This window comes from Luteibacter sp. 22Crub2.1, from assembly GCF_900167995.1.
In the GTDB taxonomy this organism is placed as follows: Bacteria; Pseudomonadota; Gammaproteobacteria; order Xanthomonadales; family Rhodanobacteraceae; genus Luteibacter; species Luteibacter mycovicinus.
This window is the reverse complement of the sequence record NZ_FUYT01000020.1, coordinates 36,870-60,431: the sequence shown is the minus strand read 5'-3', so window position 1 is coordinate 60,431 and position 23,562 is coordinate 36,870. Positions and strand designations below refer to the sequence as shown.

At 60.5% G+C, this 23,562-nt stretch carries 18 protein-coding genes; 12 read left to right on the top strand and 6 right to left on the bottom strand.

The annotated features are described in order from the left end of the window. Window positions 1–96 precede the first annotated feature (96 nt). The gene (locus B5X73_RS18485; RefSeq protein WP_036115787.1) at window positions 97–1,206 is read right to left on the bottom strand and encodes a PilT/PilU family type 4a pilus ATPase; all 1,110 of its coding nucleotides are present in this window, start codon (window positions 1,204–1,206) and stop codon (window positions 97–99) included. Between the two features lie 96 nt (window positions 1,207–1,302). Between B5X73_RS18485 and B5X73_RS18480 the strand changes: the two genes are divergently transcribed. The 8 genes from B5X73_RS18480 to B5X73_RS18445 all read left to right on the top strand — a co-directional run bounded on the left by B5X73_RS18480 (window position 1,303) and on the right by B5X73_RS18445 (window position 9,701). Further along, complete coding sequence (locus B5X73_RS18480) at window positions 1,303–1,860, top strand: DUF4398 domain-containing protein (RefSeq protein ID WP_036115784.1); 558 nt, start codon at window positions 1,303–1,305, stop codon at window positions 1,858–1,860. Then, window positions 1,860–2,516 (top strand): DUF4398 domain-containing protein, encoded by a 657-nt coding sequence (locus B5X73_RS18475; protein WP_043692412.1) that lies wholly within the window; start codon window positions 1,860–1,862, stop codon window positions 2,514–2,516. The genes B5X73_RS18480 and B5X73_RS18475 overlap by 1 nt, the downstream gene beginning before the upstream one ends. 165 nt (window positions 2,517–2,681) lie before the next feature. After that, complete coding sequence (locus tag B5X73_RS18470) at window positions 2,682–2,909, top strand: HP1242/YdcH family protein (RefSeq protein WP_079522847.1); 228 nt, start codon at window positions 2,682–2,684, stop codon at window positions 2,907–2,909. A gap of 208 nt (window positions 2,910–3,117) precedes the next feature. Further along, window positions 3,118–4,488 (top strand): pyridoxal-phosphate dependent enzyme, encoded by a 1,371-nt coding sequence (locus tag B5X73_RS18465; protein ID WP_036115776.1) that lies wholly within the window; start codon window positions 3,118–3,120, stop codon window positions 4,486–4,488. 15 nt (window positions 4,489–4,503) lie between these two features. Further along, window positions 4,504–6,336, top strand: a complete 1,833-nt coding sequence (gene glmS / locus B5X73_RS18460; protein ID WP_079522846.1) for a glutamine--fructose-6-phosphate transaminase (isomerizing) — start codon at window positions 4,504–4,506, stop codon at window positions 6,334–6,336. A gap of 17 nt (window positions 6,337–6,353) precedes the next feature. Beyond that, window positions 6,354–7,388, top strand: coding sequence for a GDP-mannose 4,6-dehydratase (gene gmd / locus B5X73_RS18455; protein ID WP_079522845.1), 1,035 nt, complete (start codon window positions 6,354–6,356; stop codon window positions 7,386–7,388). Further along, entirely contained in the window at window positions 7,372–8,289 is a 918-nt protein-coding gene (locus B5X73_RS18450; RefSeq protein WP_079522844.1) for an NAD-dependent epimerase/dehydratase family protein, read from the top strand. The genes gmd and B5X73_RS18450 overlap by 17 nt, the downstream gene beginning before the upstream one ends. A 68-nt stretch (window positions 8,290–8,357) precedes the next feature. Continuing rightward, the gene (locus tag B5X73_RS18445; RefSeq protein ID WP_079522843.1) at window positions 8,358–9,701 is read left to right on the top strand and encodes a phosphohexomutase domain-containing protein; all 1,344 of its coding nucleotides are present in this window, start codon (window positions 8,358–8,360) and stop codon (window positions 9,699–9,701) included. Between the two features lie 47 nt (window positions 9,702–9,748). Here B5X73_RS18445 and B5X73_RS18440 read toward each other — a convergent pair whose 3' ends face one another. The 5 genes from B5X73_RS18440 to rfbB are packed head-to-tail and all read right to left on the bottom strand — an operon-like array spanning window position 9,749 to window position 14,582. After that, window positions 9,749–11,161 (bottom strand): mannose-1-phosphate guanylyltransferase/mannose-6-phosphate isomerase, encoded by a 1,413-nt coding sequence (locus B5X73_RS18440; protein WP_079522842.1) that lies wholly within the window; start codon window positions 11,159–11,161, stop codon window positions 9,749–9,751. A 7-nt stretch (window positions 11,162–11,168) separates the two neighbouring features. Then, the gene (gene rfbD, locus B5X73_RS18435; protein WP_036115758.1) at window positions 11,169–12,101 is read right to left on the bottom strand and encodes a dTDP-4-dehydrorhamnose reductase; all 933 of its coding nucleotides are present in this window, start codon (window positions 12,099–12,101) and stop codon (window positions 11,169–11,171) included. Further along, window positions 12,098–12,655, bottom strand: coding sequence for a dTDP-4-dehydrorhamnose 3,5-epimerase (rfbC, locus tag B5X73_RS18430; protein ID WP_036115755.1), 558 nt, complete (start codon window positions 12,653–12,655; stop codon window positions 12,098–12,100). The genes rfbD and rfbC overlap by 4 nt, the downstream gene beginning before the upstream one ends. Beyond that, window positions 12,652–13,536, bottom strand: a complete 885-nt coding sequence (rfbA, locus tag B5X73_RS18425) for a glucose-1-phosphate thymidylyltransferase RfbA (RefSeq protein ID WP_036115752.1) — start codon at window positions 13,534–13,536, stop codon at window positions 12,652–12,654. The genes rfbC and rfbA overlap by 4 nt, the downstream gene beginning before the upstream one ends. Beyond that, window positions 13,533–14,582 carry a dTDP-glucose 4,6-dehydratase gene (gene rfbB, locus B5X73_RS18420; RefSeq protein WP_036115750.1) on the bottom strand — a complete coding sequence of 350 codons (1,050 nt, stop codon included), beginning with the start codon at window positions 14,580–14,582 and terminating at the stop codon, window positions 13,533–13,535. The genes rfbA and rfbB overlap by 4 nt, the downstream gene beginning before the upstream one ends. A gap of 194 nt (window positions 14,583–14,776) precedes the next feature. Here rfbB and B5X73_RS18415 point away from each other — a divergent pair, with 194 nt between their 5' ends. Genes B5X73_RS18415 through B5X73_RS18400 form a run of 4 tightly spaced genes read left to right on the top strand, consistent with a single transcriptional unit; the run spans window position 14,777 to window position 23,554 of the window. Next, window positions 14,777–15,940, top strand: a complete 1,164-nt coding sequence (locus B5X73_RS18415; protein ID WP_036115747.1) for a trans-sulfuration enzyme family protein — start codon at window positions 14,777–14,779, stop codon at window positions 15,938–15,940. A 28-nt stretch (window positions 15,941–15,968) separates the two neighbouring features. After that, window positions 15,969–16,820, top strand: coding sequence for an ABC transporter permease (locus B5X73_RS18410; RefSeq protein ID WP_079522856.1), 852 nt, complete (start codon window positions 15,969–15,971; stop codon window positions 16,818–16,820). Continuing rightward, complete coding sequence (locus tag B5X73_RS18405; protein WP_036115744.1) at window positions 16,810–18,132, top strand: ABC transporter ATP-binding protein; 1,323 nt, start codon at window positions 16,810–16,812, stop codon at window positions 18,130–18,132. The genes B5X73_RS18410 and B5X73_RS18405 overlap by 11 nt, the downstream gene beginning before the upstream one ends. Before the next feature lie 10 nt (window positions 18,133–18,142). Beyond that, window positions 18,143–23,554, top strand: a complete 5,412-nt coding sequence (locus B5X73_RS18400; RefSeq protein ID WP_176167893.1) for a glycoside hydrolase family 99-like domain-containing protein — start codon at window positions 18,143–18,145, stop codon at window positions 23,552–23,554. Window positions 23,555–23,562: the final 8 nt, after the last annotated feature.

Here is a 23,562-nt window from a genome sequence, read left to right as displayed (position 1 = left end):
CGCGCGAAAAACCAACGAAGCGAAGAAGCGGTGACTCTGCGACCCCTGTCTCGCGGCTGTCGCGCGCGGGGCGCGCTCCTACATTAGTGGGTGGTGTCAGACCCCGATTCCGTAGGGATCGCTCGAAGCAAACTCATTGCCCGTCGCACCTTCCGACAGACGAATCTTCAGCGCCAGGCCATCGCGCGAATCCGCCTTGTTCAGGCACTCCTCGAGCGTGATCTTGCCGTCCTTGTACAGGCGGTAGAGCGACTGGTCGAAGGTCTGCATGCCTTCCTGCAGGCTGCGGTCCATGGCGTCCTTCACCTCGTGGATCTGGCCGCGGCGGATCATGTCGCGGATCAGCGGGGTGTTGAGCAGCACCTCGGTCGCCGGCATGCGGCGGCCGTCCTTGCCGATCACCAGGCGCTGGCTGATCACCGCGCGCAGGTTGAGGGCGAGGTTCATCAGCACGTTCTTGTGCGCCGATTCGCCGAAGAAGTTGAGGATGCGCTCCAGGGTCTGGTCGGCGTTGTTCGAGTGCAGGGTGGCCAGGCACAGGTGACCGGTCTCGGAGAACGAGATGGCCGCCTCCATCGTCTCGGTGTCGCGGATCTCACCGATCATGATGACGTCCGGGGCCTCGCGCATCGCGTTCTTCAGCGCCTCGTGATAGCTGTGGGTATCCAGTCCCACCTCACGCTGGTTGACGATGGAGCGCTTGTGCCGGTGCAGGTACTCGATCGGGTCCTCGATGGTGAGGATATGGCCCGAACTGTTGCTGTTGCGGTGGTCGAGCATGGCCGCCAGGGTGGTGGACTTGCCCGAGCCGGTGGCGCCTACGACCAGGATCAGGCCGCGTGGCTCCATGATCAGATCGCGGAAAATCGTCGGCAGCTGCAGTTCTTCCAGCGAGGGGATCTCGCTCTTGATGGCACGGATGACCATGCCGATCTCGCCGCGCTGCTTGAACACGTTGATACGGAAGCGGCCGGCTTCCTTCACGGCCAGGGCCATGTTCAGCTCGAGATCGCGCTCGAACTGCGGTACCTGACCCTCGTCCATGAGCGAATAGGCGATCTTCTTGACCATGCCGCTCGGCAGGCCGGTATTTCCCAACGGGTACAGCTTGCCTTCCACCTTGATGTTCACAGGGGCGCCGGTCGTCAGGAACATATCCGACGCGCCCTTGTCCACCATCAGCTTAAGGAAATAACCGATATCCACCTAAACCCCCGGACGTTCATTACAATCGAGTCGAGGTCATAGCCTGACCGTTATATATATCGACAATATCTCGCAAACCTGTACGAGGAACGAGTGATGGTGCACAACTTGCCGTCGAAAGCCCTTTCCAAGGGCCGCCGGCTCATTGCTCAGGCCGCCCTGGGCCTTGGTATCGCTACGCTCGCCGGCTGTGCCAGCGCCCCCCCACCCGACGGCTCGATGAACCAGGCACTGGCCCAGCTGCAGGCTGCCAGAGACGCCGGAGCGGCCGATTATGCGCCGGTCGATCTCGATTATGCGCAGGGAAAATTCCGTCAGGCGCAGGCCGCGATGGCCAGCCGCAAGTACGACGAGGCGGCGGTGCTCGCCGACGAGTCGCGTGCCGACAGCGAACTGGCCCGGGCCAAGGCCCGTCTGGGAGCCGCCCGCGCCCAGAACACCGCCAAGAGCCAGGAAAACTCCCGCATGCGCGTCGAGATGATCGACAACCATGCCAACGACACGGTGCCCATCCCGACCAACGTGCAGGAAACCGAATCGGTCCTGCCCGAGCCGACGGACAGCACGCAGCCGCCGGTCGGTGGTCAGACCCAGCCCCTGAATGACAATTCGGGCAACCAGATCCAGCCGTCCACCAACCAGGGAGGCCAGTGATGAAGCGTTCGACCCTCCTTACCTCCGCGCTGGCCCTCGCGCTTGCCGCGGGCAGTGCCATGGCCGCCACGGACGACCTGGACATCCGCCGTCTCAATTCGAGCCTGGACCAGCTGTCGTCGGACCCCGTGCTGGGCAATTACGCGCAGGCTGAACAGGCTCGCGCCCGCGAAGCGATCAGCCAGATGGCCCAGTTCCGTCCCAAGGACAAGGAGCACGGCCATCTGCTGTATGTCGCCGAGCGCCGGGTGGACATCGCCAAGGCGATGGCCCAGTACCAGGATGCCCAGGCCAAGAGCGCTCAGCTGGACCGCGAGCATGACGCCATCCTGCTGGAGGCCAGTCGGCTCGACGCCGAGATGGCCCGTCGCCAGCTCGAGCAGCAGCGCGCCCAGAACCAGATGATCCAGGAAGAGGCCGCCCGCCTGCAGCAGCAGGGCGTCGACTACGCCCAGGCGCTGGAGCAGGCCAAGGCCGAAGGCGACAAGGCCAAACAGGTCGCCGCGGCACAGGCCAAGGTGGCTAACGCCGCCAAGAAGCAGGCCGCGCTGGCCGAGGCCGCCGCGCGTGCCATGCGCGATATGAACTCGTCCGACGGTGGGGCGCCAGCCTCCACGCCTGCACCGAAAAAGAGCAAGAAAACCGACGGCAACTGAGAAATATCGCTCTTGCAGGCGTATGGCTAGCGGAGTAGCTTCGGTCTCCCGGCACCCGAAAAATTCAGGGTGCCGGTCCTGCCGGAGCATGCGAAGAGCTAGCCCGCATGGCTCCCCTCACGACCGGCCCGCGCATCGGGCCGATCCCACCGCGAGGAGTTTGCAATGTTCGAAAACCAGCAGCGCGACGACGTCGAGAAGTTCATCCACGCCAGTGCGGAAACCCGTCGTCTCTTCTATCGCCACCAGGAACTCGATACCAAGTTGCATGACGCCAATATCGGCTGTCTGCCTATCGACGACGCAAGCCTTGTGGGCCTCAAGAGGGAAAAGCTGCAGGCGAAGGAAAAGCTCCAACGAATGTGGGATAGCTGGCAACAGTCGCCACACTGACCACCCACAATCAGTTCATTAATTGACCGACGGGCGCCGAAAGGTGCCCGTTTTGCATCTGTAGGAGCGCGCCCTGCGCGCGACCCTCCCCTACGCCCTTTCGCCTCCGCCAATCAGCCGGGCATCCGTTCACCGGCACACCCTTTATGATGTGCGCCCATAGGGCGAGGTCGCAGGGGCCGCGCCGTTCCAGACGATTGGAGTTTCAATGAGTGTTCATGACAGCGTCCTCGACCTGATCGGTCATACCCCGATGGTGCGCGCCCAGCGCCTGGACGCGGGCCCGTGCGAGCTCTTTCTCAAGCTTGAGAGCGCCAACCCGGGCGGATCCGTCAAGGACCGTATCGGCATGTCGATGATCGAAGGCGCCGAGCGCGCCGGCAAGATCAAGCCGGGCGACACCCTCGTGGAAGGTACCGCCGGCAATACTGGTCTCGGCCTGGCGCTGGTCGCCCAACAGAAGGGCTACCGGCTGGTGCTGGTCGTGCCGGACAAGATGAGCCGGGAAAAGATCTTCAACCTCAAGGCGATGGGTGCGGAAGTGGTGCTGACCCGTTCGGATGTCGCCAAGGGACATCCGGAGTACTACCAGGACATGGCGGAGCGCATCGCGCGCGAAACCCCGGGCGCGTACTTCATCAACCAGTTCGGCAACCCGGACAACCCGCTCGCGCACGTGCAGACGACGGGGCCGGAAATCCTCGCGCAGATGGACGGCAAGGTCGATGCCATCGTGGTCGGCTGTGGCTCGTCCGGCACCATGAGCGGCCTGACCGCCTACCTGAAAGAGCACTCGCCGAACACGCGGATCATCCTCGCGGATCCGGTGGGCTCCATCCTTGCCGAGTACATCAACGAGGGTACCCTGTCGGAGAAGTCCGGCAGCTGGATGGTCGAAGGCATCGGTGAAGATTTCCTGCCATCGATCAGCGACTTCTCGCTCGTCGAGAAGGCATTCGCCATCACCGACAAGGAAAGCTTCCTGGCCGCGCGCGAACTGCTGGCGAAGGAGGGTGTCCTCGGCGGCTCCTCCACCGGCACGCTGCTCGCCGCCGCGCTGAAATACTGCCGCGAACAGACCACGCCCAAACGCGTGGTCACGCTGGTCTGCGATACCGGCAACAAGTACCTCTCGAAGATGTACAACGACTACTGGATGCTGGACAACGGCTTCCTGGAACGCGAGCGGTACAACGACCTGCGCGACCTGATCCTGCGTCCGTATGCCCAGCGCGACACGGTCGTGATCAAGCCGGACGACATGCTCGTGACCGCCTATAACCGCATGAAGCTATACGACGTCTCGCAGCTTCCCGTGATGGAAGGCGACCGTATTGTCGGCATCCTCGACGAATCGGACGTGCTGCTTCACGTGCATGCCGACGAGGCGAAGTTCCGCGACCCCGTGTCCACCGCGATGATCGCTTCGCCGGAAATGCTCCAGGTCCGGGAGCCGATCGAGGCACTCTTGCCCGTGTTCGAGAAGGGTCACGTGGCCATCGTCGTCGACGGCGACCAGTTCCTCGGTCTGATCACCCGGATCGACCTGCTCAACTACCTGCGCCGCAAAGTTAACTGATAAGGATTCTGAACCATGTGTGGAATCGTCGCCGCTGTCGCCCAGCGTGATATCGCACCCATTCTGATCGCGGGCCTCAAAGCCCTCGAGTATCGCGGCTACGATTCCGCGGGCATGGCCATCGCGGACGCCGGCGAGATTCGCCGGGTGCGTGCGAAGGGCAAGGTTCGCGAGATGGAAGCGCTGTACGAGGCCGATCCGGTCCCCGGCGGCACCGGCATCGCGCATACCCGCTGGGCCACGCACGGCGTGCCCAGCGAAAAGAACGCGCATCCGCACGTACAGGGCCGGATCGCCATCGTGCACAACGGCATCATCGAGAACTACGCGTCGCTGCGTGAGGGTCTGAAAGCGAAGGGTCGTACCTTCCACTCCGAGACCGATACGGAAGTGATGGGCGCGGTGATCGACGAGCACGTGCAGGCCGGTAAGCCGCTGCGCGAAGCGGTTACCGCCGCCGTGCGCGAACTCGAAGGTGCGTACGCCATCGCGGTGATGAGCCTGGACGAGCCCGAGCGTATCGTCGGTGCCCGTCGCGGCTGCCCGCTGCTGGTTGGCATCGGCATCGGCGAGCACTTCCTCGGGTCGGACGCGCAGGCGCTGATCAAGGTCACTAACCGGATGATGTACCTCGAGGAAGACGACGTCGTCGAGATCACCCGTGAAACCGTCGAGGTGTTCGATCTCGACGGCAAGCGTGTCGACCGTACCGCGCACGAGAGCGAGATCAGCGCCGACTCGGTCGAGCGTGGCGAATACCGCCACTACATGCAGAAGGAGATCTTCGAGCAGCCGCGTGCCGTGGCCGATACTCTCGAAGGGCGCATCGGTCCGCACGGCGTGTTGCCCAATATCTTCGGCATCGACGCCGATCCGATCCTCGACAAGACGCGCGCCATCCATATCGTGGCCTGCGGTACGAGCTACCACGCCGGTATGGTCGCCAAGTACTGGATCGAGGAATTCGCCCGTATCCCGGTCGTCGTCGAAGTGGCCAGCGAATACCGCTACCGCGATGTCGTCGTGCCCGAGAACACGCTGTTCGTCGCCGTCTCCCAGTCGGGCGAAACCGCCGATACCCTGGCGGCCATGCGTGAATCGCGTCGTCGCGGTTATCTCGCTACGTTCGCCATCTGCAACGTGCCCGAGTCGTCCGTCGTGCGTGAGTCCGATCTGCGTCTGATGACGCGAGCGGGCCCGGAGATCGGCGTAGCCTCCACCAAGGCTTTTACCACCCAGCTCACCGCGTTCGCGCTGCTGGCGCTGGATCTCGGTCGTCGTCGTGGACTCGACAACGCAAAGTACCTCGAGCACTGCAAGGAATTGCAGTCGCTGCCGCGCTATATTGAGAATGCGCTGAAAAGTGAGCCGGAGATCGTCACGATCGCCGACCACTTCGTGGCCAAGCAGCATGCGCTGTTCCTGGGGCGTGGTGCGCAGTTCCCGGTGGCACTCGAAGGCTCGCTCAAGCTGAAGGAAATCTCGTACATCCACGCCGAGGCTTATCCGGCGGGCGAACTGAAGCACGGCCCGTTGGCGCTGGTCGACGAAAATATGCCGATCGTGGCCGTGGCCCCGAATGGTCCGCTGTTGGACAAGCTGAAGTCCAACCTGCAGGAAGTTCGCGCACGTGGTGGTGAGCTGATCGTCTTCGCCGACGAGCGTGCGGAGCTGGACGAGGATTCTCAGGAGAACATCGCGACGGTGCGCGTCGACGGCGGTGGCGATCTGATCGCGCCGGCTGTGTTTACGATTCCGATGCAGCTGCTTGCGTACCACGTGGCCGTGATGCGCGGGACGGATGTGGACCAGCCGCGTAACCTGGCCAAGTCGGTGACCGTGGAATGAGTGACGCTTTGGACTCGATGAAGACTGCACTGATCACCGGTATCTCCGGACAAGATGGCGCCTATCTGGCTGAGCTGCTGCTCGCCAAGGGCTACCGCGTCTACGGCACCTACCGGCGCACCAGTTCGGTCAATTTCTGGCGTATTGAAGAACTGGGTATCCAGAATCACCCGAACCTCCATCTGGTCGAGTTCGACCTGACCGATGGGGGCTCCGCGATCCGTCTGCTTCAGCAGACCGGTGCCACGGAGGTGTACAACCTGGCAGCTCAGAGCTACGTGGGTGTTTCGTTCGATCAACCCGCCACCACGGCGGCGATCACAGGCATCGGTGCGTTGCACATGCTGGAAGCCATTCGCATCATCAACCCGAAGATCCGCTTCTATCAGGCGTCGACATCGGAGATGTTCGGCAAGGTGCAGGCCGTACCGCAACGCGAGGACACGCCGTTTTACCCGCGCAGTCCCTACGGCGTGGCCAAGCTTTACGCGCACTGGATGACGGTGAACTACCGCGAGTCGTACGGCATTTTTGGTTCCAGCGGCATCCTGTTCAACCACGAGTCGCCGTTGCGCGGGCGTGAGTTCGTGACGCGCAAGATCACCGACGCCGTCGCGAAAATCAAACTCGGCAAGTTGGATGTCCTGGAACTGGGTAACCTCGATGCCCAGCGCGATTGGGGCTTCGCGAAAGAATACGTCGAGGGCATGTGGCGCATGCTGCAGGCCGACGAACCGGACACCTTCGTGCTCTCCACCAATCGCACGGTGACGGTGCGTGACTTCGTCACCCTGGCATTCACGGCCGTCGGTATCCAGATCGACTGGAGCGGCAAGGACGAGGGCGAGACGGGCACCTGTCATGCGACGGGAAAGACGCTGGTTCGGGTCAATCCGAAGTTCTACCGTCCGGCGGAGGTCGACATGCTGATCGGTGATGCCGGCAAGGCATTCGATAAGCTTGGCTGGAAGGCCGAGACGACCCTCGAGGATCTGTGTCGCATGATGGTTGAGGCCGACCTGCGTCGGAACGAACGTGACGCCTCGTACTGACCTCCAGCCGCTCCGGGTACTGGTCACCGGTCATGCCGGCTTCACCGGCCGCTACGTAACGGCGGCCCTGACCCAGGCGGGGCATGAAGTCGTGGTCCTGACTGAGACGCCGGACCAGCTTTCATCGTCACCTGTCGATCTGCTCGATCGTGCCGGTGTCGAGAACGCCGTTGCACTCGCTCGCCCGGACGCCGTGATCCACCTGGCGGCGATCGCCTTTGTCGCGCACGGTGATGTCGATGCGATCTATCGCACGAACGTGGTCGGTACGCGTCATCTGCTTGAGGCGTTGGCGTACTTACCGGAACGACCTCGCTCGGTTCTGCTGGCCAGTAGTGCGAATGTGTATGGCAACAATCCGGTCGAGTTGCTCGACGAATCCGTAGAGCCTGCGCCGGCCAATGACTATGCGGTCAGCAAGCTCGCTATGGAATACATGGCGAAACTCTGGACGAACCGACTGCCTATCGTCCTGGCGCGACCATTCAATTACACGGGTGTGGGCCAGTCGGAAAATTTCCTCCTTCCCAAAATCGTCGATCACTTCCGGCGCGGTGAGCGACTGATCGAGCTAGGCAATATCGACGTCGCGCGCGATTTCCAGGACGTCCGCTTCGTCGCCGATGCGTACGTTCGCCTGCTCTCTGCTGACGCGGCGGGCGGGACAGTGAACCTGTGTTCCGGCGTATCGGTCTCCCTGCTGGAGGTGATCGACATGATGCAGGAACTGGCAGGGTACGAGATCGAGATCAAGGTCAATCCCGCCTTCGTACGCGGGAATGAAGTGGCGCGGCTGACCGGGGACAACCGTTTGTTGCGTGAGCTAATTGGCCCGCTCGGCATTATCCCTCTGCGCTCGACGCTGGAGTGGATGCTCCACGACGGTCGCGCCCCCGCTTAATTCCCGATTCCTTGAGGCCAGCGGCGTCCTCGGTGAAAATGGGGCTCGATCCTTCCCGGACATGCCCCATGAAGTGCTTCAAAGCCTACGACATTCGCGGTCGGGTTCCCGACGAGCTGAATGAGGACGTCGCCTACCGGGTTGGCCGCGCGTTCGCCCGGACCGTGGGCCCCGGACAGGTTGTGGTCGGTTACGACATCCGGCTGGACAGCCCGACGCTTGCCGCCGCCGTTGTTCGTGGCCTGAACGACGAGGGGCGCGACGCGATCGATATCGGCTTGTGTGGCACGGAAGAGGTCTACTTCCAGACCTTTCATCGCAACGTCGCCGGCGGGATCATGGTGACGGCGAGCCATAATCCGATCGACTACAACGGGATGAAGCTGGTTCGCGAGGGTGCTCGTCCCATCAGCGGAGATACTGGCCTGCGCGATATCGAGCGGATGGTCGAGGAAAATACTTTCGGCGAGGGTGCGACATCTCGCGGTGCCGTGGTTCATGACCACGATAAGTCCGCATACATCGCTCATTTGCTCGGCTATATCGACGTGGCGGCTTTGGCGCCGTTGAAGATCGTCGTAAATGCCGGGAATGGCGGAGCGGGAGGCATCATCGACTTGCTCGATGCGCACCTGCCTTTTGAGTTCATCCGGGTGAACCACGAACCGGACGGCACCTTCCCGAACGGTATTCCCAATCCTCTGCTTCCGGAGAATCGTGATGCGACGGCGCACGCGGTGGTGACTCACGGAGCGGATTTCGGTATCGCATGGGACGGCGACTTCGATCGGTGCTTCCTGTTCGATGCCCGCGGCACCTTCATAGAGGGCTATTACGTCGTCGGCCTGCTCGCCGCACAGCTTCTGGAGAAGCATCCCGGAGCAAAGATCATCCACGATCCCCGCTTGACCTGGAACACCATCGACATGGTGACGCAAGCGGGGGGCGTACCGATCGAGAGCAAGACGGGCCATGCCTTCATCAAGGAGCGTATGCGCGCCGAGGATGCAATCTACGGCGGTGAGATGAGTGCCCATCACTATTTTCGCGAGTTCGCCTATTGCGACTCGGGGATGATTCCGTGGTTGCTCGTCGCGGAGCGGGTGTCCCGGAGTGGCGTGAGTCTCGCCCAGATGTTGGCAAAACGCATGGCGGCCTATCCCTGCAGCGGCGAGGTCAACTTTGTTGTCGCGAATGCCGCCGAGACGGTCGCGCGGGTCATGGCGTTTTATGACGACATGCAGCCGGCCATCGATCGCGTGGATGGCATCAGCGCCGACTTTGGCGACTGGCGGTTCAATCTGCGGTCGTCGAATACCGAGCCGTTGCTCCGTCTGAACGTGGAGGCGCGTGGCGACGCTGCACTTATGCGGTCGCGCACCGCGGAAATTTCGTCGTTGATCGGGCAATGAAAAAGGGGCCCCGCGGCCCCTCGTTCTTTACTGCGATTGAGACGGTATCAGGCGCGACCGTAAACGTCGTCGAACCTGACGATATCGTCTTCGCCCAGATAGGCGCCCGACTGTACTTCGATCAACTCAACCGGCACTTTGCCCGGGTTGCGCAGACGGTGGCGGCTGCCCAGCGGCAGATAGGTACTCTGGTTCTCCGCCAGCAGGAATACCTTATCGTCGCAAGTTACTTCCGCAACGCCCTTGACCACGATCCAGTGCTCGGCACGGTGGTGGTGCATCTGCAGGCTGAGCGCGGCACCGGGTTTGACCACAATGCGTTTGACCTGAAAACGGTCGCCCGACTCCAGTGAGTCGTAGCTTCCCCAGGGGCGACGCACCACGCGGTGAAGATCATGCTCGCTGCGGCCGGCAGCCTTCAGTTGCTCGACGATCTTCTTCACGTCCTGGGAAGCATCCCGTCGCGCGACGAGCGTCGCATCCGGCGTCGTCACGACCACGACGTCCTCGAGCCCGATCGTCGCCACCAGGTGGCGATCATGCGACCGAATGAGCGATCCCTTCGTGTCGAGCGCAATGACGTCGCCTTCGAAGTGATTGCCGTCGGCATCTTTCTCGGCGGCCATCCACAATGCGTCCCATGAGCCGATATCGCTCCACCCACAGCCGACGGGCACGACGGCCGCTCGTGCGGTCTTTTCCATGACGGCATAGTCGATGGAATCGCTGGGGGCGGCGGCGAATGCCCCTGTATCCAGGCGAATGAAGTCGAGGTCGGTGTTGGCCCTGGCGAAGGCGGCCTTCGCTGCGTCGAGCATGGCGGGAGCATGCTGTTGCAACTCGTCGAGATAGCGCGACGCCTGAAACAGGAACATGCCCGAGTTCCAGTCGTATTCTCCGCTGGCCAGATAGCCCTCGGCCACTTCGAGCTTTGGCTTCTCGACGAACTCGGCGACGCGGAAGGTATCGCCTTCGAGTCCGTCGCCACGACGGATGTAGCCGAAGCCGGTTTCCGCGCGGTCCGGCCGGATCCCGAAGGTTACCAGCCAGCCCTGTTCGGCAAGAGACCGGGCACGGGCCACCGAATTCGTGAAGGCGTCGGTGTCACCGATCAGATGGTCGGCGGGCAGGACCAGGATAAGAGCGTCCGCATCGCGTTCGATGGCCTGGAGGGCGCCGACCGCGATCGCGGGCGCCGTGTTGCGGGCCACGGGCTCGAGCAGGATGTTTGCATCGACGATGTGCAGTTCCTGCAGCTGCTCCGCGGCGAGGAAACGCTGCTCGTCGCTGGCGACCACAATCGGGGCGGCCGCATCCGGGAGCGCAGCCGCACGCAGGAGTGTCTGTTGAAACAGCGTTTCCTTGCCTGCCAGCGATAAGAACTGCTTGGGCAGGTTACGGCGCGAGATCGGCCACAGGCGCGTGCCGCTACCACCGCTGAGGATAAGAGGAATCAACATACTTGCCTCACTGGTTCGAAAGCTGATCGAGCGTCGCGTTAAGCCCATCGCGCCAGTCGGCCAGGGGATATCCGAAGGTGGTGGCGAAACTGGCGTTGGCCAGCACCGAATAGGCCGGGCGTTTGGCAGGCGTCGGGAACTCGCTACTGGGGATCGCGTGAACGGTCGGCCGTTTGGCGAGCAGGCCCCTGGCAGCGGCGCCCTCGAAAATGGCGTCGGCGAACCCGTGCCATGTGGTCTGGCCCGACGCGGTCAAGTGGTACGTGCCCGTCAACGCCCTGCGCCCGGTCTCCGATGCCGCCAGATACCGGTCGATGGCGGCCAGCGTGCCCTCGACGATCAGCGTGGTCGTCGTCGGCGTGCCGCTCTGGTCGGCGACAACCCGCAGTTCGTCCCGGTCCGCGCCAAGTCGGAGCATGGTGCGGAGGAAATTGTTACCCACGGCCGAGTAGACCCACGCCGTGCGCAGGATGAGGTGAGCCGCGTCGCTGTTACGGAGCGCTTCTTCCCCCGCAAGCTTGCTCCGGCCATAGGCGCCCTGCGGACTTGTGGTCGCGTCCGGGGCGTAAGGTGTCGACGCGTCGCCGGGGAACACGTAATCGGTCGAATAGTGGACAACCAGAGCGCCCTGACGGGCGGCCCAGTGACCGATGACGCCGAGCGCTTCACCGTTGACGCGCGTCGCGTTGGCTTCGTCGCTCTCCGCTTTGTCCACTGCCGTATAGGCGGCGGTATTGACGACGATATCGGGGCGTTCCGCATCGAGCAGAGCTTCGAGTGCGCTGAGGTCACCCAGGTCACCCACGACACCGCGAGCCGCGGCGACGGTCAGTACGCCGTCACGCGAGGCGGCCGCGAGCTCGCCGCGCTTCGCGAGGCCGCCCTGACTCAGGAAGGTCTGGCCAAGCTGGCCGTTGGCGCCGAGCAACAGGATCTTCACGGCCGGAACTCCGGCAGGCGGTCCTCGGCGATATCCGCCAGCAACGGCGCCTTCCTGTCCTTGTCGGAAAGGAGCGGCTCCGAGATCGGCCAGTCCACGCCAATGGCGGGATCGTCCCAGCGGACGCCGCCGTCGGCTTGCGCGTTATAAAGGTCGGTGCACTGATAGGAGAAGGTGGCGTGCTCGGAAACGACGCAAAAGCCGTGCGCGAAGCCCTCCGGGATCCAGAAGTGACGATGGTTCTCCGCCGTGAGCATGACACCGGCCCACTTGCCGAACGTGGGCGAGCCGCGACGGATGTCGACGGCCACGTCATAGACTTCGCCCTCAAGCACGCTGACCAGCTTGCCCTGGGGATTCGGCCACTGATAGTGAAGCCCGCGAAGCACGCCACGGGCCGACCGCGACACATTGGACTGAACGAAGCGGCGGTCGATGCCGGCTTCGCGGTACTTCGCTTCGTTATAGCTTTCGTAGAAGAACCCACGGCTGTCACCGAAGACCTGAGGTTCGATCACGATGCAGCCGGGCAGGGAGGTTTCGGTGAACTTCATCCGACGTAGCCTTGCTTGATCAGATTCTGGAGGTACTGGCCGTAGCCGGTCTTGGCGAGGGGCTCGGCGAGCCTGAGCAGTTGCTCGGCGTCGATCCACTTGTTGACGTAGGCGATCTCTTCCGGGCAGCAGACCTTGAGGCCCTGGCGGTTTTCGATCGTCTGGATGTATTCGCCAGCCTCCATCAACGACTCGTGCGTGCCCGTGTCCAGCCACGCATAGCCACGTCCGAGCTGCTCGAGGTGCAGCGACTGGTCGTCGAGGTAGCAACGATTGAGGTCGGTGATCTCCAGCTCGCCGCGCGGCGAAGGCCTGAGATTGGCTGCATAGTCGACCGCCCGGTTGTCGTAGAAATACAGACCGGTGACGGCATAGCTCGACTTGGGCTTGACCGGCTTCTCTTCCAGGCCAATGACCTTGCCGTTCGCATCGAATTCGGCCACGCCATAGCGTTCCGGGTCCTTCACAAAGTAACCGAACACGGTGGCACCGCTTTCGCGGGAGGCCGCACGCTTCATGCGCTCGGTCAGGCCGACACCGTAGAAGATGTTGTCGCCCAGAACCAGGCAGCTGGGATCGTTGCCGATGAAGTCCTTGCCGATGATGAACGCCTGGGCGAGGCCATCCGGAGAGGGCTGCACGGCGTAGGTGATGTTGATGCCCCACTGGCTTCCGTCGCCTAGCAGGCGCTGGAACAGCTCCTGCTCATGCGGGGTGTTGATCACCAGGACATCCCGGATGCCGGCCAGCATCAGGGTCGCCAGCGGGTAATAGATCATCGGCTTGTCATACACCGGCAGCAGCTGCTTGCTGACCGCTTTGGTGATCGGATAGAGCCGGGTGCCGGAACCGCCGGCGAGAATGATGCCCTTGGTCGTCATGAGCCGAGTCGCTCCAGCTGGTAGCTGCCGTCGAGGATGCCCTGGACCCACGGCCGGTTATCGAGATACCACTGCACCGTGGCGCGGATGCCCGATTCGAACGTGTGTTCCGGCGTCCAGCCGAGTTCGTCCTTCAGCTTGCTCGCATCAATCGCGTAGCGACGGTCGTGGCCCGGGCGGTCCCGGACAAAGGTGATGAGGCCCTCATGCGGCTTGCCGTCGGCCAGCGGGGCGACCTCGTCAAGGATCGCGCAGATGGTCTTCACGACCGCGATGTTCGCGCGCTCGGAGTTGCCGCCGACGTTGTATGTCTCACCTATGCGGCCCGCGTCGAGGACACGACGGATGGCGCTGCAGTGATCTTCTACGTAAAGCCAGTCGCGAACGTTGAGGCCATCGCCGTAGACAGGCAGGGCCTCACCGGCCAGCGCCTTCTGAATGACCAGCGGAATGAGCTTCTCCGGGAACTGGTAGGGGCCGTAGTTGTTGGAGCAGTTGGTCGTCAAGACCGGCAGGCCGTACGTGTGGTGGAAGGCGCGGACCAGGTGGTCGGACGCGGCCTTCGAGGCGGAGTAGGGCGAATTCGGTGCGTATGGCGTGGTTTCCGTGAAGAACCCTTCCGCGCCGAGCGAGCCGTAGACCTCATCGGTCGACACGTGGAGGAAGCGGAATGCCTTGCCGGCGGCTTCGTCCAGTCCGCGCCAATAGTCGCGGGTGGATTCGAGCAGGCCCAGAGTACCGACCACGTTGGTTTCGATGAAGGCGGCCGGGCCGTCGATGGAGCGGTCGACGTGGCTTTCAGCGGCGAAGTTGACGACCGCATCGGGGCGGTGTTCAGCCAGCAGGCGGGCGATCAGGTCGCGGTCGCCGATGTCGCCGTGAACGAAGACGTGGCGTTCGTCTCCCTCCAGGGAGGTGAGTGTTCGGAGATTCCCGGCATACGTCAGCTTGTCGAGATTGATGACGCGGTCGCCTGCGGCCACGGCCTGGAGCACGAAATTGGCGCCGATAAAGCCGGCGCCGCCCGTAACAAGAAGAGTTTTCATACCGTCCTTTTCATTTCGAGTCACCTAAAAGCGAACCCGGTCAGCATCGCGCCCGTTTCAAACTGTGCCGCCAGCCGTTCGCCGTAAATTCGTCTTCCGGCGTAGCGGGTTGCCAAGTGTAATATGTCCCACTGGCAGGAGCAGATCGAATGTAACTTTGACCTGAATGCCGGTTTATAAATCAAGGAAAATCAATGCCTTCCAAGAAAGTGGTGGAATTGGGCCTCGGCACGCGTGCCATCCATGCTGGCCAGAGCCCCGATCCCAGTACCGGCGCGATCATGACTCCGATCTACGCCACCTCGACCTATGTTCAGTCCAGCCCGGGCAAGCATCAGGGCTTCGAGTACTCACGCACCCAAAATCCGACGCGTATGGCATATGAGCGATGTGTCGCCGATCTGGAAGGTGGTGTCGCCGGTTTTGCATTTGCGTCCGGCCTCGCCGCGGCCGCGACCGTGCTGGACTTGCTCGACTCCGGTAGCCACGTCATCGCGATGGATGACCTATACGGTGGCTCGTACAGGCTGTTCGAGCGCGTCCGGCGCCGGAGTGCCGGTCTGGACTTCACATTCGTCGACCTAAATGACACAGCCGCCCTGAAGGCTGCAGTCAAGCCGAACACCCGGATGATCTGGGTTGAAACGCCCACGAACCCGATGCTGAAGCTCGTCGACCTTCGCGCGATCAATGCGTTCGCGAAAAAGCATGGGCTGATCGTCGTTGTGGACAACACGTTCTGCTCCCCCATGCTGCAAAGGCCTGTCGAATGGGGAGCCGATCTCGTCCTGCATTCCGCCACCAAATATCTGAACGGCCATTCCGATATCGTGGGTGGAATCGTCGTCGCCGCGAACCCGGAACTCGCGGAGCAGATGGCCTTCCTGCAGAACTCGGTTGGAGCGATCGCCGGTCCCTTCGACGCCTTTCTTGCCATGCGTGGTCTCAAAACACTACATCTGCGCATGCGGCAGCACTGCGAAAGCGCACTGGATCTGGCGAAGTGGCTCGAGGCGCATGCGCAGGTAAGCCGTGTGATCTATCCAGGCCTGAAAAGCCATGCCCAGCACGGACTGGCGCGTCGCCAGATGGACGGATTCGGAGGAATTATTTCCGTCGAGGTAAAGGGCGGTCTTAGCAAAGCTCGCCGCGTGCTCGAGCGTTGCCAACTGTTCGCTTTGGCTGAATCTCTCGGCGGCGTCGAGAGTCTGATCGAACATCCCGCGATCATGACCCATGCTTCCATTCCGCCCGCTAATCGGAAGCGCCTGGGCATCTCGGATAGCCTGATCCGCCTTTCTGTCGGCGTCGAAGACGTTGAAGACCTTCGCCACGAGCTCAGCCTGGCGCTGCGTTGACCGACACTTCTTGATTTCGATGGTGAACATGACTGCCTTTTCAACACAAATAGACGCAAAGAAGTCACCCCGACTTCGCGCGCTCCTCAATCCCTTCTCAGCTTTGCTGTGGCATCGATCACTGGTGTGGGAACTGAGTAAACGCGACGTTCTCGGCCGCTATCGCGGTGCGAGCTTTGGCTTGCTTTGGGCTCTTATCAGCCCCTTCCTGGTGCTTGGCGTGTATACCTTCGCCTTCGGCTTTGTCATGAAGAACAAGTGGCCGCAGGTCGAGGGAGGACAGACTCACTTCTCGATTATCCTTTTCGTCGCGCTGATCGTTCATGGGCTCTTTTCCGAGTGCCTCACGCGTTCTCCCTCGTTGGTCGTCTCACAGCCCAACTTCGTGAAGAAAGTAATCTTTCCCCTTCAGATTCTTCCGTGGCCGATGTTGCTTTCCGCACTCTTCCACGCGTTCATGAATCTTATGGTCTTCATGCTGCTTCGCCTATTCATGGAAGGCACAATCGCATGGACCATTATCTTCTTCCCCGTTGTGATCCTTCCGCTGGCGATGCTCTCGCTCGGTGTGGCGTGGGCCCTTGCAGCCTTAGGGGTGTACCTGCGCGATATCGGCCAGATCACGGGTGTTATGTCGACCGCGCTCCTTTTCATGTCTTCGGCGATGATCCCACTTTCCTCGGTGCCGGCCTCGTACCGCGGCTGGTTCGAGCTCAATCCGTTGACGTTTATCATCGATCAGGCCCGTGAAGTCTGCCTCTGGCAACATATGCCGGATTGGCAAGGGTTGGGAATCTACGCAGTCATCGCGCTTGCGGTGATGTACGCAGGCTATGGGTGGTTTGCTTCGACACAAAGAGGATTCGCTGATGTCCTCTGATAAGGCGATCTCTGTCGAGCAGGTCACCAAGGCCTTTCCGATCTACGACAAGCCACATCATCGCTTGATGCAGATGCTCAGTCCCGCATCGCGTAAGCATCGCTGGTTCAGGCAGTTTCATGCGCTCCGCGGCGTCTCCTTCGACGTAGGTCGTGGCGAGACCGTGGGCATTATCGGTCGCAACGGATCCGGTAAGTCCACGTTACTTCAAATTATCTGTGGGACCCTTGCTCCGTCGACGGGCTCACTTGAAGTTAAAGGCCGTGTTGCGGCACTGCTCGAGCTCGGCGCAGGATTCAATCCGGATTTTACCGGTCGCGAAAATGTGTACCTCAACGGAAGCCTGCTCGGGCTGTCGAAGGTGGAGATCGATGACCGCTTTGAAGACATTCTGTCATTCGCCGGTATCGGAGAGTTCATCGACCAGCCGGTCAAAACCTATTCCAGCGGCATGTACGTTCGCCTTGCGTTTGCCGTCGCGAGCAATGTCACACCTGACATACTTATCGTCGACGAAGCACTTGCCGTGGGCGACGCGAAGTTTCAGGCGAAGTGTTTCGCGCGCCTGAAGAACCTCCGCGACGCAGGTACTACAATTCTTTTCGTTTCGCATTCGACCGAGCAGATCGTGACTCATTGCGACCGCGCCGTCTTGCTCGACGGCGGCGTGGTTTTGTCTGATGGCGAACCGAAGATCGTTGTAAATCAGTACCTCGATCTTCTTTTCGGAGTGGATAAACCTGCTGTCGAAGCGGACGCCTTGTCCATGACGGACGAGGGAGATGGTGCTCATGATGGCTTTATGAGTTCCGAAGGCGACGAGCACTCTGATCCGTTCTCTACCCGTCCCAACTACAACGCGCACGAATACCGTTGGGGTGATCGACGCGCACTTATTCGCGATTTTTCGTTGAACGTAGGTGGCGTTCAAAACCCATCGTCGGTATCGACAGGCGATCACGCGAGCCTGGCAATTGCCATCGAGTTTGAACAGACAGTGCATCGCCCCATTCTCGGTGTCGCCATCAAAAACAAAGAGGGGGTGACAGTGTACGCCACTAACTCCGAGATGCTCGATTCGAATGAGATTCCTCTACTTGGCGAATCCGGAACTTCAGTTCGCATCGATATCAACTTCACTTGCGCAATGGGTGCGGGCGATTACTTCATATCCCTTGGTGTAGCGAGTCGTGACGGTTCGGAAGTAATTCCCCACGATCGACGCTATGACGCGATCCATATGCATGTGCTTGGATCCACATTTGTTGGATTCAGCAATCTGGAACTCCAGATGCGTCCGTCGGCCAACTGAAGAAAATATTATGAAAGAAACAATGAGAGCATCGTTGGCGGCGCGTTATGATCTTCATTCGAATCTCTGGCTCCGAAAGGGCGAGCCGGAGGCTTTTGCCTACTCTGATGGTGATGAGACCGAAAATCGGATTCACGACATTATTGCGGCGGCGGGCGATGTTTCGCTTTTTTCTTACGAACTGAAAGCCGCTCAGACGGACTGGGCATCCCGATATCATCTGAGTGCCACGCGCGCCAACCTGCTCAGGCCCCTGGCTTCCATTTTGTCCGGCTCCACGATGGAGATTGGTTCGGGTTGTGGAGCTATTTCACGCTTTCTTGGCGAGCTCGGTGGCGATGTCGTTGGTATTGAGGGGAGTCCGCGTCGGGCTGCCATCGCCGCGTCGCGATGCAGGGATCTTCCAAACGTGAACATCGTCAACGAAGTCTTTGATGACCTTGTGGTCGATGAGAAATTCGACGCGGTTACCTTGATCGGCGTGCTTGAGTACTCCTCGATTTTCGGTAAAGGTACCAACCCAGCGCTTACGTGGCTCAAGAAGGCGTACGAAAGCCTCAACGACGGCGGGCATCTTGTCATTGCGATCGAGAACCAGCTGGGTCTTAAATACCTCGCGGGCATGCCTGAAGATCACCTCGCGAAGGCGATGTTCGGTATCAATGATCTCTACGGCGAAGGCACGGCGACGACGTACGGCCGCGTCGAGCTATCAGGATTGCTAGCCGAGGCCGGGTTCGGTTCTGTGGAAGTGGCCCTGCCGTTTCCCGATTATAAGCTCCCAACATCGGTATTGCTTCCCCGGTCGTACGATTCCACCTACCCATCGTTTGACGCATCCGCTTTCGCCAGACAGAGCGTGGCAGCCGACGCACAGTTGATCCATGCGCCCTTGTTTTCGCTTGGGCAGGCATGGGGTGTGGTTGGTCGAAATCACTTGCTTCCTGATCTCGCAAATTCGTTCCTCTTTGTTGCGCGAAAAGGAACAGTCCCGGCGGCGTGGGCTACATCGGGTGCTATCGCGCACCACTTTTCAACTGAGCGCTTGCCTCCCTACTGCAAGCAGGTCGATTTCGTCCCGACTGAAGCTGGCATTAATGTCAAGAAAACGAGGCTTGCGCCGGATAGTCATAGTGAGCAAATGCGTCCAATATCGCTCGTTATCGCCGATGAGCCATATATTCCGGGCGCCAATCATTGCGATCGCTTTGAGCGAATCGTATCGGCGCAGGGTTGGGGGATTGCGGAGGTCGCTGAGTGGCTCGGCGAGTGGCAAGAGGCACTCGATGAGCTGCTGCTGACACATGGGGTGCGGGGCCCGCACCACGTGCATTCGATGCTCCCGGATTGGGCGATCGACGCCCTTCCGCGCAATCTGATGCGGAGTGCGTCAGGTGCTTGGCACTTCATTGATCTTGAATGGGAGTGGAAGGCAGGGGTCGAGTACGGTTACCTTGCCTATCGAGCTATCACGGTTGCGATGGCATCGCTAACGGCGATTGCCGCCCCCGCACTGAAGCGCCACCGATTTATTCGTGAGGTGATGCTCGACGTCCTGGCTGCGCGGGGTATGAGCATATCGTCCGCTGACATCGAGCGCTATGTTGAGCTCGATGGCGTCCTTAGGAAACTAGCCTTCGGCGTGAGCGCCGACTTTACATCGCGTGACTTCGGTGCGTTCGAAGTGGCGGTGATGCCCGATGTGACCTCGCTCGTGATAGATGCCGCAAGTGAGGCTCGTGCCAGCGCCTTTAGCGATCTCACCGAGGCTGGCCGAGTCGTGGAGGAGAGCGCACTTGAAAGTCTGGTTCTGCTGCGAGAGCGTGAAAACGCGGAGCTTGCTGCCGAGCTGGGCTCTCTGCGCGCCGAGCTTGCAACCGCAACCTGCGAGCGAGACGCGCAACAGCGGCGGAGCTGTGAGCTTTCTGATGAGATTGACGCCTTACGGCACGACATAGCGTTCGTGCATCACGCGCATGCCGCGACACAGCACTCGTATGTTGAGCTTCAGTCGCATTTGGCTTCCGTCTTATCGTCAAAGAGCTGGCGCTTGATGGCTCCGCTTCGCATTGCGAGACGCTCCCTGAAGCCCGGTGGACTTCGCATTGAGGCAGGGCGTGCCGCCCGTGCCGCCTTCCGCGCCATGCCTGGAAATCATGAGGGAAAGCGCCGCCTGAAGGAGTCAATCCTTAATATCATCGAGCACTTCCGTAGTGGTCGATCACGCGTCGGAGAGCCTGAAGCTGAAGAAGCTACCAGCAGCCTCCCCCCAGAGTCTGTACAGGCACGAGTTGTCTCGACTCCTGCGGCCGACGAGTACGTTTCGATCGCTGCGTCCCCGGTTCGGCCGTGGGAGATCGATGTCCGCCTGATCGCGTTCTACCTACCCCAGTTTCATCCCATCGCTGAGAATGACGCGTGGTGGGGGCGTGGCTTCACTGAATGGACCAATGTCACCAAGGCCCGGCCTCAGTACCCGGGACATCATCAGCCCCAGCTTCCGGGGGAGCTGGGGTTCTACGATCTGCGTTTGATCGACGTGATGCGTCAGCAGGTTGATCTCGCCAAGCTCTACGGTATAGCCGGATTCTGCTTTCACTACTATTGGTTCGGGGGGCGTCGTCTTCTCGAGCGGCCGGTTAATCAGTTTCTGGAAAGTGATATCGATTTCCCTTTCTGCATCTGCTGGGCAAATGAAAACTGGACGCGACGCTGGGATGGTATGGACGGTGAGATTCTCATTGGCCAGGCTCATTCTGAAGCCGACGACCTTGCCTTTATCGAAGCCTTGATTCCCCTGCTTCGTGACAAGCGCTATATCCACGTAAATGGGAAGCCGCTAATTGTGGTCTACCGTCCCTCTGTGCTGCCTGATGCGGCAGCGACAGTAGGGCGTTGGCGCAAATATTGCCGCGAGGCTGGCGTGGGCGAGATTTTCATGGGTATGGTCCAGTTCGATGTAGACGACCCTCGCACGTACGGCTTCGATGCGGCGATTGAATTCCCACCTCATAAACTGGCAAGAAATCTCCCCGCGATCAACGACGAGATCGATGGGTTGGCTTCGGATTTTGCGGGTACCGTCATTGACTACGAAGCGATCTGCGACAGAGCCGCAGAGGTCGAAGACGAAGGGTTTAATCTGTTCCGCGGTGTCTTTCCCTCGTGGGATAACGAAGCACGGAAGCCCGGCCGCGGATATCTTTTTCACGGAGCCACGCCCGAGCGCTATGGACGTTGGTTGCGCCAAGGGCTCGACTTTGCGCGCAGGCATCCTGTCGAAGGCGAAAAGATCGTTTTCGTTAATGCCTGGAACGAGTGGGCCGAAGGTGCTCACCTTGAACCAGATCGTCGTTATGGTTACGCGTTTCTGCAAGCTACCCGTGATGCATTGGTAAGCGCGCATGGCGATTTAGGACCTTCCAGGCGGCTGATTCTTGTAACGCACGACGCCCATCCGCACGGCGCACAGTACCTCACATTAAATATCGCTCGAGAATTACGCGAGGTTTTTCACGTCCAGCTAGACATCGTTTGTTTAGGAGAAGGTCCTCTTATAGAGAAATTCTGTAGATTCGGGGACGTGCATCTTCTGGCCGGTCTGCCGCAGGATGGTGCGGAGGCAAAGGAACTTGTTGATCGATTGGCGGCGAAGGCCAGTCATGCCGTAGTAAATTCGACCGTTTCCGGTCTCTTCGCCGGCGCTATGGCGGATGCTGGAATTGAAATCGCGACCCTGGTTCATGAAATGCCGGGCGTCATCAGGCAATACCATGTGGAAGAGCATGCGAGAGTCATCGCGGCTGTTTCGCGTCGTGTTCTGTTTCCTTCCGAGGTTGTCCGCGACGGCTTTCTTCAGTTCGCTCAGGTTCCAGACACGGCCTCGGAGATTCGTCCGCAAGGCCTTTTTACGCGAAGCCCCTGGCGCGGAATGCGGGACCGGGCTATTCCTCGGGCGAACTTACGAGAGAAACTCGGTATTGCTTCCAGTGATCAGGTTGTTCTGTCTGTTGGCTATGCCGATCTACGCAAGGGCGCCGATCTCTTCGTCGAGGCGGCGTTGCAGATTCTAGCGTCCCGGAATGACGTTCAATTCGTTTGGGTGGGACACGCCGATGACAATCTCCTGGCATCGCTGACACCGAAGATCTCGGACGCTGGCTTCTCACATAACTTTCATTTTGTGGGGATGGACTTTAATACGGCGGACTATTACGCCGGAGCTGATCTCTACGTCCTTGCATCTCGAGAGGATCCGTTTCCTTCCGTCGTGCTTGAGGCGCTTTCTGTAGGACTTCCGGTGGTGGCGTTCGCTTCCTCGGGAGGAGCAAGAGACATTCTGAGTCGTGGATGCGGATTGTTGGTCCACGAGCAGACATCGGGCTCATTGGCTTCCACTGTAGCGAATGTGCTCCTGGACGGTAAGCTTCTTAAGCGCCTCGGTGACGTTGGAATGCATTTGGTCGCAACCGAATTCTCGTTTCGACGGTACGTATTTACCTTGCTGGACGCATGCGGATTGCCGGTTCCAAAGGTTAGTGCGGTCGTTCCGAACTATAACTACGCGCATCTTCTAGGCGAGCGGCTTCGTTCGATCGACGCCCAGACGCTACCTGTCTATGAGTTGATCGTGCTCGACGATGGTTCGACGGACGGCAGCATAGATGCTCTGGACCGACTGCGTCCGACCCTGGACACCGAATTTGTTGTCGTTGCCAATACGATTAATAGCGGCTCCGTCTTTCGCCAGTGGATGCGTGGCGCCCAGCTCGCGCAGGGTGAGTATCTCTGGATCGCGGAGGCAGATGATGCGTGCGAGCCGAGATTCCTTCAGGAAGTCCTGCCGGTGATGATCAGTGACCCGGGCGTCGTCCTCTCCTTTTCTCAGTCCCGGCAGATTGATGATGGAGGTCATGTGATAGCGGACGACTACCTTGGGTATACGAACGACGTCGACGGTCATCGATGGCGAGCCGATTATGTCAATGATGGGGCGGATGAAATTGCCACTGCGCTGTCAATCAAGAACACCATTCCAAACGTAAGCGCCGTGGTTTTCCGTACGACAGCGGTGCGGCAGGTGCTCGAGCAGGAGATTGAAGACATTGCGTCTTTCAGGATCGCTGGGGATTGGCTCACCTACATGCTGGTCGCCTCTGGAGGACGCGTCGCGTTCACGGCGAAGGCTCTGAACCACCATCGACGGCATGCCGCAAGCATAACGCTCGGGTCGGATCAACTGCCGCACCTCCAAGAAATTCTCAGGGTGCAAGAGATAGCCCGAAGCCGTTTCGATGTTCCCGTTGGGCAAGCCGAGCGTGCATGGCAGTACGCAGAGGGGCTGTATCAGCAGTTTGGCATGGCATCTCCAGCCAGCCCTACCTTAGGGGCTCGACCTGACTTGGCGCACTTCCGTCCCTGAGTGGCGGG

Excerpts from the sequence above, each read along its gene's own strand:
- glmS (WP_079522846.1), top strand. The coding sequence starts at position 4,504 with ATGTGTGGAATCGTCGCCGCTGTCGCCCAGCGTGATATCGCACCCATT.
- B5X73_RS18440 (WP_079522842.1), bottom strand. The coding sequence starts at position 11,161 with ATGTTGATTCCTCTTATCCTCAGCGGTGGTAGCGGCACGCGCCTGTGG.
- B5X73_RS18400 (WP_176167893.1), top strand. The coding sequence starts at position 18,143 with ATGAAAGAAACAATGAGAGCATCGTTGGCGGCGCGTTATGATCTTCAT.
- B5X73_RS18410 (WP_079522856.1), top strand. The coding sequence starts at position 15,969 with ATGACTGCCTTTTCAACACAAATAGACGCAAAGAAGTCACCCCGACTT.
- B5X73_RS18480 (WP_036115784.1), top strand. The coding sequence starts at position 1,303 with ATGGTGCACAACTTGCCGTCGAAAGCCCTTTCCAAGGGCCGCCGGCTC.
- B5X73_RS18405 (WP_036115744.1), top strand. The coding sequence starts at position 16,810 with ATGTCCTCTGATAAGGCGATCTCTGTCGAGCAGGTCACCAAGGCCTTT.
- rfbB (WP_036115750.1), bottom strand. The coding sequence starts at position 14,582 with ATGAAAACTCTTCTTGTTACGGGCGGCGCCGGCTTTATCGGCGCCAAT.
- B5X73_RS18465 (WP_036115776.1), top strand. The coding sequence starts at position 3,118 with ATGAGTGTTCATGACAGCGTCCTCGACCTGATCGGTCATACCCCGATG.
- rfbC (WP_036115755.1), bottom strand. The coding sequence starts at position 12,655 with ATGAAGTTCACCGAAACCTCCCTGCCCGGCTGCATCGTGATCGAACCT.
- B5X73_RS18415 (WP_036115747.1), top strand. The coding sequence starts at position 14,777 with ATGCCTTCCAAGAAAGTGGTGGAATTGGGCCTCGGCACGCGTGCCATC.
- B5X73_RS18445 (WP_079522843.1), top strand. The coding sequence starts at position 8,358 with ATGAAGTGCTTCAAAGCCTACGACATTCGCGGTCGGGTTCCCGACGAG.
- rfbA (WP_036115752.1), bottom strand. The coding sequence starts at position 13,536 with ATGACGACCAAGGGCATCATTCTCGCCGGCGGTTCCGGCACCCGGCTC.
- gmd (WP_079522845.1), top strand. The coding sequence starts at position 6,354 with ATGAAGACTGCACTGATCACCGGTATCTCCGGACAAGATGGCGCCTAT.
- B5X73_RS18470 (WP_079522847.1), top strand. The coding sequence starts at position 2,682 with ATGTTCGAAAACCAGCAGCGCGACGACGTCGAGAAGTTCATCCACGCC.
- B5X73_RS18475 (WP_043692412.1), top strand. The coding sequence starts at position 1,860 with ATGAAGCGTTCGACCCTCCTTACCTCCGCGCTGGCCCTCGCGCTTGCC.